The 12,508-nt window shown below is 39.6% G+C and carries 6 protein-coding genes and 2 pseudogenes; all 8 read right to left on the bottom strand.

The window, feature by feature from the left end; all coding sequences use genetic code 11:
• Positions 1–52 precede the first annotated feature (52 nt).
• On the bottom strand, positions 53–1,558 hold the full coding sequence (locus tag B2727_RS18115; protein WP_241345471.1) for a restriction endonuclease subunit S: 1,506 nt from the start codon (positions 1,556–1,558) through the stop codon (positions 53–55).
• Complete coding sequence (locus tag B2727_RS18110; protein WP_241345472.1) at positions 1,555–3,117, bottom strand: N-6 DNA methylase; 1,563 nt, start codon at positions 3,115–3,117, stop codon at positions 1,555–1,557. Before B2727_RS18110 ends, B2727_RS18115 begins: the two co-directional genes overlap by 4 nt.
• A gap of 63 nt (positions 3,118–3,180) precedes the next feature.
• Positions 3,181–6,639, bottom strand: a complete 3,459-nt coding sequence (hsdR, locus tag B2727_RS18105) for a type I restriction-modification system endonuclease (RefSeq protein ID WP_241345473.1) — start codon at positions 6,637–6,639, stop codon at positions 3,181–3,183.
• Between the two features lie 769 nt (positions 6,640–7,408).
• Entirely contained in the window at positions 7,409–8,671 is a 1,263-nt protein-coding gene (locus tag B2727_RS18100; protein WP_241345474.1) for an HsdM family class I SAM-dependent methyltransferase, read from the bottom strand.
• A 12-nt stretch (positions 8,672–8,683) separates the two neighbouring features.
• On the bottom strand, positions 8,684–9,265 hold the full coding sequence (locus tag B2727_RS18095; protein ID WP_241345475.1) for a restriction endonuclease subunit S: 582 nt from the start codon (positions 9,263–9,265) through the stop codon (positions 8,684–8,686).
• Between the two features lie 143 nt (positions 9,266–9,408).
• Positions 9,409–9,885 (bottom strand): annotated as a pseudogene (locus B2727_RS18090) (IS3 family transposase); the annotation flags it as partial.
• A 64-nt stretch (positions 9,886–9,949) separates the two neighbouring features.
• A complete protein-coding gene (ltrA, locus tag B2727_RS18085; RefSeq protein ID WP_004826931.1) occupies positions 9,950–11,191 on the bottom strand; it encodes a group II intron reverse transcriptase/maturase in 1,242 nt (413 codons plus the stop codon).
• A gap of 513 nt (positions 11,192–11,704) precedes the next feature.
• A pseudogene (locus B2727_RS18080) lies at positions 11,705–12,372 on the bottom strand (IS3 family transposase); the annotation flags it as partial.
• Positions 12,373–12,508 lie beyond the last annotated feature (136 nt).

The raw sequence follows: 12,508 nt of genomic DNA, 5'->3' as shown, positions 1-12,508 counted from the left end.
CCCCTTTAACACAATTAAAAAAAATGCCTCGTCCCCTCGAGGCATTTTTTGTTCAAACTTCTTTATTTTTACGCGTCTTTTTAGCAGGCTTACTCGCTTCCCTTTCTGCCTGAATTTTGACAAGCAAGGCTTCAGCACTGTTTACCCCTGTAATCAGGTCTTGATGCTGTTCACGCCATTCAGCAGTCAGTTCACCACTAAAGGCTTTGGCTAAAATAGATTGAGTCAGTAAATTCACTCGTTTTTGGGCTGATTTGACCGTTTCCTCAATTCTATTTACATACTCAAATAGCTGATCAATAACTTTTACAATCTGATTTTGTTCATTGAAACAAGGATAATGTACAAAAACATTTCGCACTGATTTCTTATCAATTGATTTTGTAGCTACACCACGTACATACTGAGAAATATATTTTTCACCAAAAATACTTGTTAAAAAATAATTTATGTATCTTGGGTTAACTAAATCTTCATCAAATCGCAACATAAATAAGTTCATTGCTAAACTGCATGGTCTATTCAATTTTGGCATTAAATAAACAGACCCTGCATTACCGATTTTTGAAATCAGAATTTCATTACCAAATAACTTCGTTTTTGTTAAAAACTCATAAGCTGTTTGATCAATATAAATTAGGAGATCATCAAAATTATTTTTTTCAAAATTTGTTGCACGAATCATGCAAGCATAATTTTCTTCATCAAGTAATGTGACATGATCACGGAGTTTTTCATAACTTCCATTAGCATGATAATCTGTTAAAAATTCAATCAGATCACCTAAACCAACTAATTTCCATGAGTCAGGTAAATCTACATCTGGCTTCAAATTTTCATCAACAGAAAAGTCTAAGCTTCTTTTTTGACTTCCAACTACCTTACTTTCACGATTTTTTTTAATTTGAATTAGTTCAGAATTCAAATCATCATTAATATTTTCAAGTCGCCACTCCTCCGTCAACTTCCCACTCACAGCATCCGCCAAAATCGACTGACGGAATTTTTTAAGAATGGCAGGAATCGCATCTAAACGGGCTTTAATTTGCTCGACTTGAGCAAGCATGACATCAAGCTGACGAACGATTTCTTGTTGCTCATTAAGTGATGGCAAATTTATAGGAATTTTTCTCATATTAGCTTGAGTAAGCTTTAAACGAGTTCCTCCATTTACGTAACCTAAGTAATCAAAATAATTTAAAAAATAAAAAATATATTTATTTATGCTCACTCCCTTAATAGCAAGTAATACATGAGCATGGTTATTTACCCAAGTTTTACCATGAAGCATGTAAGCTTTATTTTTAAAAGGATCTAGGAAAGGTACTCCATCTTCTCCAAGAGCAATAAACTCTCCATCAAATAGATAGTCATCAATCCAACCAACCTGTCCTGTTGCACCATAATAAGGGTAAAGCTCATTCGCTTTTTTATTTTCTATTCTGGCTAATCTTTCAGAATTATTTACAGGTTTTCGTAAATTATCTAAGACTTCCACACAATCTTCTAATGTAATAGAAATGGTAGTATCTGCTACAGGAACATTATCTAAACTCATGCCTGTTCCTCAGCGTTTAAACCTAGTGCATCTGCAAGCAATTGCTTTTGCGTATTGGCTTCATCGGTTTGACCTAAAGCTTTCATTAATGCATCTAATTCAACCAAAGCTTGAGTTAATTCAGACATTGCCTCACTTGCCAATACATGCGGTTCAGGTAAGTTTGCAGCATCCACGGCGTCATTGTCTTTTAACCATGAAATATCTAAAGAATCACCTTTTTGTTCTTTAATCCATCCACGGCTAAACTTACGCCATCGGCTGTTCTCAAGTGTTTGCTCTTGGCTTTCTTCTGTAAGTGACCATTCACCCTCAGTACGTGGTGATAAACCTTTAGGGTCAGCGCCGTACACAGTTTCAAAACCTTTTAAATGCATTTCGGTAAATGGCGTACGCTTACCAAAACTTGGCATATTGGTACGCAGGTCATACACCCACGTCTCTACCGTGCAGTGTTCGTCTTGTAGCGGATTGACTTCTGTTCCTTTGGTAAAGAACAACACATTGGTTTTTACGCCTTGCGCGTAGAAAATCCCTGTCGGCAAACGCAAAATCGTATGCACATTACATTTGTTCATCAGATCTTGACGAATTGCTGTACCTTGCCCAGCTTCAAACAGCACGTTATCTGGTAAGACCACGGCAGCACGACCACCTGGTTTTAAGTTCTTATAAATGTGCTGCAAGAATGCCAATTGCTTGTTTGAGGTATTAAATGGCAAATCATCACGGGTAATACTTGCCTCACCACCTTTAGACGTACCAAATGGCGGATTGGCTAAAATTACATCCGCTTTTGGCAAGGCCTGCCCCACAGGACCCAATGAGTTACCCAGTTTAATTGCACCTTGCTCACCACCAATATCATGCAGTAAACAGTTCATTTGCGCTAAACGGCGCGTATTCGGAACAAGTTCAACCCCAACAAAAGCATCTAAAGTATAAAACTGAGTTTCTTGTTCAGTCAGTGCATACAAATCATGGTGCTGTCGTATATACGCATCCGCAGCAATCAGGAAGCCCGCCGTACCACATGCAGGATCTTGAATCACTTCAGTTGGCTTGGGTTGCATACAACGCACGATACTATTGATGAGTGGGCGCGGAGTAAAGTACTGACCTGCACCTGACTTGGTTTCAGTAGCGTTCTTTTCCAATAAGCCTTCGTATAGATCACCTAGACCATCAGCTTTAATGCTGAACCAGTCCAGCTTGTCAAATTCATTGATCAGTTGCTGTAAATGGCGAGGTTCACGTAAACGGGTTTGAGCATTGGCATAGATTGATGCAATCAACTCATTTTGATTTTGAGACAAGTCCAAGAGCATTTGCTTATAGAAGTTTAATAGCTCAATGCCGTTATGATCTTTAAAATGCGACCATTTATATTGTTCAGGATAAATCTTGGCAAGCGTAGAAAACTCGCCATCCAGCTCATCGACCATTTTGACAAAGAGCAGCATTACCAGTTCAGACACATAATCGCTATAGTTAATCCCGTCATCTTTTAATACGTCGCAAAGATTCCAGAGTTTTTGGACAATATCATTTTGTGTCATGTGCTGCACTTCATCAGAAAATGTGAAAAATATAGAAATTTTATTACAGGTGAATTGTAGCAGTTAAGAGGCCTGCCACAACCCATCATGGATATCATCGACCAGTTTTTCAACGTCGCTATCAAGTAACTTACTCAAGCGTTTAACCCCACCGTCTTTGGCAAATTGATGGTGAATCATATTCTTGTCAACCACCACCTCTTTGGCAATAAACAGGGTTAAACGTGCCAACCATTGCTTTTGATCTTCCGTCCAAGCACGCTGCTGTAGAATCTTGTTTAGGCCCCGCTGATAACGTTCTTCCACCGATGAGATTTCTTCACCCAATGTTGAACGGCGAATCATAGAGATGATCTGTGATGCATAAGTCTGATTGGACTCATTGCCACCTAGTGCCTGGGTTAGCTTGCTTTGGGTAAAGCCTTTGCTGGTCAACAAGTTTTCCAGTTCTCGCAACTGCTCGCGAGTCAGATCAGATGGTCGTGTTACGACTGCTTTAATCGCAGCATTGTCATTCACGGCTGTTTTAACGAAGCTATCGAAATATTCCAGATAATCTTCAGGCTGTTGATGTGCCGTATCTACGACGCGTTCAATCAGCTCGTCTTTCTCGTCCGAGATAATTGGTAAATCCAAGGTGCCGAGAGCACTACGAACCTCAGCCAAACGTGCTTCTAAAATCGCACTGTTTTGCTGTAGCCAAGTACCAAGATCATCAATACCTTTAGCACGCAGCATCTGAGGTAGCTTAAAGGACTCAACCCCGAAGTTTTCTTTGATTTTTCCAAGTGCTTCACGCAATTTGCCTTGATCAGGATGATGCTTAAACTTCTCAGCCTTACCTAAAATACGGGTCACTTTCTGAATAAATTCATCGAGAACGATATCCGCTTGCGTACGCTTGACTTCATCAATACAAGGAACATTGATTGCTTTAGCTTTCTGCATCAATTCAGGATCACTTAACTCACGAATCAACTGATCAATGCTGATATTTGGACGCACGACAATCGGTTGCATGGTATTCACCGCTTGCAAGGTCGCAAAAATATCTACGGCGTCGTATATACGGAATTCTGTTTTACCAATATCAGGACATAACCGAGTTGCACGACCGAGCATCTGTTCAAACAGCACACGTGAACGAACTTTACGCATAAACACCAGATTACAGATCTTCGGTACATCAATACCCGTGGTAAGCAAATCTACAGTGACAGCAATATTCGGAAACTTATTCTTTTTATAACTCTCTACCAGTTTGCTTGGCTGATCTGCATTGCCTGTAATTTTCACCACAGCATCATTATTCCAGTCTTTCCCATATTTCTCTTTGAAAAGCTCATTTAACAATGCTACCACCTGATCCGCATGACGATCCGTCACACAGAAAATCATGGTCTTTTCATCACCTAACGGGTTCAGATCCTTTACCAATGCCTGACATATGACTTTATTGAAGCTTTCATTGATCACGCGTCGGTTAAAGTCTGCGACATCAAAATCCATGTCATCGGGTATCAGCGCCGTGGTCTTTTGCCCGGTGGCATTAGTCATCACCTGAACGCTTGTCCCTTTAGGTATTTCAATACCTGCCTGACTAAGTTTGGTGATGTAGCGAATCGGTTTGTCATAGTTGACTAAATAGCCTTCTTCTACAGCACGAGTAAAACTGTAGGTGAATACAGGTTTATCAAAAATCTCCGTTGTATGTAGTGCAGGTGTTGCAGTCAAACCAATCAAGGTGGCATCAAAATAGTCGATTACACGCTTATAGGTAGACAAGTACTGCGCTTCATCACGAATCGTTTCCTCACCTTCGGTCATTTCCTTATCCAGGGTATAACCACGGTGTGCTTCATCAATGATGATACAGTCATAAAAATCGATTGGCAGTGGTGCATCACTGTTAAACAGACGATGTACCAAGCTTTGCACTGTAGCAACTTGAACTTCAGGACGTTCAGTAGTATCTACACCTAAATCGGCAACAGTATAGATTTGTGCCAAGGTTTGGCCTTGCTCAATGACTTCAGCACCAAATGCATCAAATGCCTGTGTGCCTAAAGTAGAACGATCAACTAGGAACAATATATGCTTAAAACGCTGGCTTTTGATTAATCGATACATTAGGCCAGTCGCTAAACGCGTTTTACCTGTGCCTGTTGCCATAGCCAGTAAAATACGTTGCTTGTCTTTGGCAATTGCTTGCTCAACCGCTTTAATTCCTTCACGCTGATAGGAACGATCATTGAATGGCAGGATCTCGGTCTGTTCTAAATATTCATCTGCACGTTCAATATCCTGCTCAAGTTTCCACTTCAACCCTTCTGGGGAATGGAAACCTTGTAATACCTTAGAAATATTGGATGGATGTCGTACATCACGGAACCAGATTCCGCCCTCATCAGCTAAACGCTTAGACTGCTTTTGACCATTACATGCATACACAAAAGGAATGTGGTAGACCTTCTCCTCAGATGTCCACGGCGTATTCTTATAGGGCTTGTCTAAATCAGACGCAAATAGAAAGCCTTGTGAGTAACGCTCCGCCTGACGAATATACTGACTGACGGTTTTGTTCTGCTTCTTCGCTTCAACCACTGCAACAGGCATTAAGCCTTCAAAAAGTACATAATCCGCAAAACCCTCTTCACCATCCAGTAACGTCGGATATTCTGCTATTGCAAGGTTTAAACCCTTTTGCGGGCGAACGCCGTTGCTATACCTTAAAAGCTGTGTATCTGCCTGCCAACCTGCGAGCTGAAGCTGACGGTCAATGAGCCCTCGTGTTTCAGCCTCGGACAATTCAAATGAAGCATTGGCTATATCCAATTGCTCATCTTCAATAGGTGTCTCTAAAGTAGGCATGGTTGCCTGCTGTTCCAGCTCTTTTACTTTTGCTTCATAGGCAGCGAGTTGAGCCTGTAATGTTTGTGCTTCTACTTGCTGCTGTTGCTTAAGCTGTAAATTCTCTGCTTCTAGGGCTGCCAATTTATGTTGAATATCTGAGTGAACAGCTTGCTTGTCCTGTGCCGTACGCAACTGCTGCTGTAGCTCCATCAATTCAAAACGCATGCGCCGCGCTTCAAGTGTTGGGTCGACAGGTGCTTTAAACTCAGGAAACAATTTGGTTTTTTGAGTGGTCAGAATATATAACCACTGTGCCATTCGATACGACAACCTTAGTGAAGTCAAAGCATCACTATGATCGGTTTCGGCATCATGCGCACCTTTATTACCATTAACACGCAAGGTATGCAAAACAGAGATAAAGTCAGCTTTCAGCTTGAGCCTATTTTCCACTAAACGAATACGGGAGAGAAAATCCGACTGCTCAGGCACTTCAAGCTGATTTGCTTGAGCTACTTTATTTACTAGCGCTTCAGCAAATTTTCGGGTTTGTACAAGTGTATGCGCTGGTGCTGTGTAGTATGCTGCTTCCGCACTGACTAATAAAGCATGCATCAAAGGATCTACGTCCTTTAAAAAATCAAACTGAGACTCAGTTAAATTCATCATATTATTTACAACTATCTGTACTTTATTATGCTTTTATACAAAGCTCCCCTTAAAATAAGCATATCAGTTCACGTTATTTTTATTAAGAAAAATCTTTTGTACATAAGTCTAATTCAGAATGGCTTTTTTGCAAAAATATTTTGCAAGATACTGATTTCCAAGTGGTTTTCGGAAATTTTAACAAAAATAAATATAATCGTATAGATAAGTATTTTGCAACAAAGCCCAATAATTCTTTAACTTCAAGGCTTATGGATTGATCCTAGCCATAAAATAAACAGTTAACGCGCTAATTTCATTTAAAGGTGGTGACAATTGAACTAAGTATAACATCTCTCTTTTAACTGACATTTAAACATTTATTAATGCATGTTTTTAGCCATTTCTACCAAAACAAATGTGAAATCAATAAACCACTTTATCGTTTTTCATGAAAAAACAGAGCACGTTAACCATGCTCTGCCTATAGCTTATTTAGTGGATAAATTTAGTACCATAGATGAACAATACAAATCATTTGGCATTAAATATGAATTAGATTTTTCTGCCATAAAAGACTGTAGGGCTCTATCCGATTTTTCTAATAGGCTATTTGCCTGCTGTGTAGTAATCGGTACTGTTTGATGAAATGCGGTTAATTTTTTAGTGAACATACGTTTGGGTGAGAGCTGATTCATCATGACTCCGCTCTGACACCTGAAATCTGTTTCAAATGTTTAAATCTAAATTCAGTGATATGAGTAACATTTATTTAAGTAAGATTACTCATTCAAATGTTGTTTAAGAGCTGATTAAATTCATCCTTCACACTCAAATACTGACGTTGCTTTTCTTGCAGTACTGCAAGCTCATGCTCAAGATCTAACTGCTCAACTTCAATATGCACATCAAAATATTCCGTACAGTGTAAGCTATATTTATTGGCTTTGACCTGTTGGATAGTGACATCTTTTGACCACTCATTCTCCTGATCAACAGTGAGCAGTTCCTTAATTTTCTGTGCATCATTCAGGCTTAAATGAAGCTTTCTACGCTGACGCTCGCCTAAACCTCGTGCATCCACCATGCGAATGGTATCTTTAGCTTTGGCTTTATTTAAAATAAGTAAACTCATTTCAATATTTGAATCAGTCAAAATACCAGCAGGAAGTAAAACAACAGCTTCGACCCAATTTAATTGCACTATTTTTTCACGCAACTCTGCATCATACCCACCTCTGAATAGCCAGCCAGGGATAATCTGAAGGTATGCTTTACCATGCGCATTTAAGTTATATAGTGCTTGTTGAATCCACAGACTCTCAGATGCACTGGTAGGAATACGAGCAGTAATAAATAATTCTTTTAAATAATTTTGTCCTGCTACCAAGGATTCTAAGACCCTCATATTGACTGGTGGCGTACTCACTACAAGATCAACACCATAGCTTGAAGAGCCTTCACTTAATGAATCTGCCCGCTGAATATCTGCCTCTTTTTCACTTAAGGCAAAAAGCAGTTTTGTCACCCCTACTGTTGCTTCATTAATATCACGTAATATAGGCTTTTGAGTATTAAGCTCGTGTGCTAATAATCCTAGACCACATGCCCCATCGTAAAGTGTTTTGTCTTCGACAGACCCTATAATAGATGTGAATATATTTAGAACATTTTGTGAATCGACATAATACATATCCCATGTCTTTGGATGATGTAGAACATATTCTTTCAATAGTTTAAATACCTGCTCACCATATTCTTTAGGATTCAAACAGTCTTTATGCAAACCTAAAAATACTTGAAAGATATTGGCAAGCTGATTGCTACTCCATTTGATAGAGTTGGTATTGAACCAAGATAAATGTTCTTTAGTCACATATTCAGAAATAAAATTAGAAATTTTATCGTGCGTAGATGAGGCTGCTTTCTCACATTCCTCTGCATTTTCTTTTACAAGATAAGCAACCAAGATCAAAAGCTCAGTTGAACCATCACGCGTAAGTTGATGAGCCACATTTAATAAGTCTGGAAGATATGCATTCGTATTTTTCACTTTAAAACTCCTTTAGCTCATCAAATTTTGAAAAGCAGCATTCGTTGCTTTAATTTGTTGAACTTTCAGTTGCTCTATTGCATGCAAGACTTGATTATTTTTGTGAAATACTTCTGCCAATTTGTGCTGTACCCCTAAGTCTGGTACTGAAATTTCAATATCCTTTAGACTGCTCACAGGAATATTCATAATTGTCGTACCTTTATTCAAACTATTGAGTACTGCTTGACCATATTCACTGTTTAAGAAAACAGTTAAAAATTCTGGTAAAGCAACTTCCGAATCTACCTTGATGACTAGACATGTTGCAGGAGCAAATAAATTTAATTTTTCCTGTTCCGCAGTCACAATTGAAGCTCGTAGATTTGTGCCCTTTGATAAAAAAACAATGTCACCTTCTTTTAATTTCTTTTTTTCAATAAGCTCCTCATCGACAAATACTGTTTTCGTTGTACGAGTATTTACATCCAGAGAACCTTTATCGTTTAGGCTTTGACCTGTCAATAAACTGACTTGGATTAAATTCTCTTCATGAGTATCATTGAATTTATTGATTCCAACTGTAATACTTGAACATATTTCATTTAGTTTCATAATTACTCCAAATATAGTTTTAATAAAACTATTTTTAAATTTCCTTAAGCAAATAGTAGCTCTCGCAAACCACTAATGTGGTTCCGTTAATTAGACCACTCAATTCAGTTTTATAAGTGATAAATCCGCTCTAAATATTTAAATTATGCTGCCATTACTTTTAGTAAATGCTGATCATAAAATTCATCCGGTGTTGCCTTATTCAAACTTGAATGAGGACGTATCGTGTTATAAAAATCCAAATATTCAGCAATTGATTGTTTCGCTTGTTTAACCGTATCGTAAGCCTTCAAATAGACTTCCTCATGCTTCACGCTGCGCCATAAACGCTCAATCATCACATTATCCATCCATCGTCCTTTCCCATCCATACTGATACGGATATTTCGCAATTTTAACTCATTCAAAAATGCCTCGCTTGTGAATTGACTGCCTTGGTCTGTATTAAATACCTCTGGACAACCATATTTCACAATTGCTTCTTGCAACGCATCTATGCAAAAGTCTGTTTCCATACTGATCGATACTCGATGAGCCAGTACTTTACGACTATGCCAATCTATAATTGCACATAGATAGACAAAACCTTTAGCCATAGGAATGTACGGGTGAGTAGACCAAGGGAATTTCACCCTTAGCCCCTCGCAGAACCGGACATGAACCTCTCAGCTCATCCGGCTCCCATTATCCAACCGATGGTAAACATCCCATTTTCCAGTGCACAAAGGCATTTGGAAAATCACGCGCAAGTCGCCCTAAGGCATATCTAGCCCGTCTTTTATGACGGGCCAAGTTTTTATACTTACGCCTCATCCAGCGTATAAGATAAGCATTCATGTGTTGCCAGATCGCTGACATTGCTGAACCATGGAATCGACCATAGTATTGCTGCCAACCTTGAAGAATTGGATTGAATATTGCAGATAAATCACTTAATTCGCGATTACACATCAGATGTAGATGCCATTTCCGAATAGTCTGTCGCATTGCTTTAAGTGCATCACGACTGACTGCAGGAGAGAAATTTACATAAACTCTTTTATACTTGTCCACAGCCTTACGGGGCCTAAACGTGTACCCGAGAAAAGTAAATTGAACATCGGGATATGCTTTACGACGATTAATATCTTGGCAATAAACAATCTTTGTCTTGTCTGGATGCAATTCGAGACCACATTCACGAAATCGTGCATCGATCTTTTGTAAAACAAGTTTGGCTTGAGATAAACTCCGACAATGAATTACGCCATCATCTGCATAACGGCAGAACCGTACACTTTGAAGATGTTTCGTAATCCACATATCAAAAGCATAATGCATAAATAAATTCGCCAATAAAGGACTCACAACACCACCTTGTGGTGTGCCGCGATTCCTTTCTAAAAGATGGCCATTTATGTGTTGCATTGGTGCTTTTAACCAACGTTGCACATATAAAAGAATCCATGGAATTTCACAGTGTTTCTTGAGTGCACGCATGAGTAAATCATGGTCGATGTTATCAAAGAGACCTTTGATATCAAATTCCACAACCCAGTCATAATCCCAACTTCGTCTCCTCACTATCGCAATTGCATCATGGGCAGAACGCCCCGGACGATATCCATATGAGTTTGGATGAAATAATGGATCAATTTTCGGCTCTAATAAGAGCTTAACTGCTGTTTGCGCGACTCGATCTGCAACTGTTGGAATACCTAGTATACGCACGCCACCTGACTTCTTTGGAATCGGAACAGCCTTAACTGGCGGTGGAAAATAACTGCCAGAACAAAGTCGATTCCATAGTTTGTATAGGTTGTTCTTTAAATGCTTTTCGAATTGCTCAATAGATTCATGATCAACGCCTGGAGCGCCACCATTCTCTTTGACTTTTTTAAATGCCTCCCAGATTAACGCTTTAGGAATGTTAAATGGTTTGGTCATAAAGTTTTGCTCCTCCTGCTTGCACAGTTGACAAATCCGTAGACCTGGATAATGCAACCCCTTCGCTCCATTACCATTACAGTAACTTCAACACTACTACGAGTTGCTCCGCCCCTTGGTGACGCATTGCTATTATCAGCCTTGCCTTTTGAGCTTGTGCCTTTCGCTTGACATCGCCACCGAAGGTTCCCGCAGTTCAACGTAAGAGCCTGAATTAGGATCGCGCTGCCTCTACGCCGGACACCGAATGGCCCGTAAGCAGGTAACGGCCAAACTAATCGCGGGGTAACTTCCATCCCCGGTTTTGATGTCATTTGAGTACTTTCGACACTTGAACGGCAGTTCACTGTTGTTCGCCTTCCTAATTCTTACCTGACATCTCTACGATGCCTTTTCCATAACGCTCACGACCGGGACTTTTGATCCAAGCCGCTTATGGTGGTTTGCTACCTGCTCCTGCAAGCCGATAGCGAGGGGCCATACCCTCATCTCTTACGCCGCTTGCTGCGGCACACTGATATCTGTACACCAGACTTGATTAGAGTGATCTATGACCATGTTTTTCAACAGATATGGGAAAATACGATGTGCAAGATTAGGCTTACTTGTATTGGGTTTTGGATACAAGGCATGTATTCCCATCAAGCGCATTAAACGTCGGACTTTACGCCGACCTATTTGATGCCCTTGACGCTGTAGCATACCTCGTATCATTCGACTGCCCATAAATGGGTAGTCGAGATGAATTTCATCGATCAGACGCATCAAACTCAAATCAGTTGATGAAATCTCTTTGGGCTTGTAATACAACGTACTGCGATTGATTTGAATCAATTGCGATTGTTGTCGTACCGAAAGTTGATGGGTCTTATCGATCATTTTTTGCCGCTCAGCTGCCCTATTTTTCTGAGCGCACCTTCTAAAAAATCAATTTGCAATGCCTGATGTCCTATCTTGGTATGTAGAGCTTTGAGGTCAATCTCTGGTTCTTGTTGTGCTGTTGGTCGTGAAAAAATATTGACTGATTGCTCAAGCAGTTGATTTTTCCAATCAATGATTTGGTTTTGATGTAAATCGAATTGAGTAGAAAGTTCAGCGAGTGTGTGGTCGCCTTTAATTGCTGCGAGAGCAACTTTAACTTTAAACTCTGCTGAATGATTACGACGTTTTCTTCGTGTCATGGTTGACTCCAAAAACAAGCATTTCCCATGCTTATTGGGGAGTAGATTATCACTTATAGACGTGGTCTAAAATCCTAGAACCACATCACCACTTTGTAAATAGTTTTATTAAAACTTTTTTAATTAAAGCAAGAAA

The sequence above is a fragment of the Acinetobacter sp. UBA991 genome, assembly GCF_002292065.1.
GTDB lineage: Bacteria > Pseudomonadota > Gammaproteobacteria > Pseudomonadales > Moraxellaceae > Acinetobacter > Acinetobacter higginsii.
This window is presented reverse-complemented; position numbering and strand designations above follow the sequence as displayed.

Bases quoted from the DNA above. Each gene is read 5' to 3' on its own strand.
- B2727_RS18115 (WP_241345471.1), bottom strand. From the start codon at position 1,558: ATGAGTTTAGATAATGTTCCTGTAGCAGATACTACCATTTCTATTACA.
- ltrA (WP_004826931.1), bottom strand. From the start codon at position 11,191: ATGACCAAACCATTTAACATTCCTAAAGCGTTAATCTGGGAGGCATTT.
- hsdR (WP_241345473.1), bottom strand. From the start codon at position 6,639: ATGATGAATTTAACTGAGTCTCAGTTTGATTTTTTAAAGGACGTAGAT.
- B2727_RS18110 (WP_241345472.1), bottom strand. From the start codon at position 3,117: ATGACACAAAATGATATTGTCCAAAAACTCTGGAATCTTTGCGACGTA.
- B2727_RS18095 (WP_241345475.1), bottom strand. From the start codon at position 9,265: ATGAAACTAAATGAAATATGTTCAAGTATTACAGTTGGAATCAATAAA.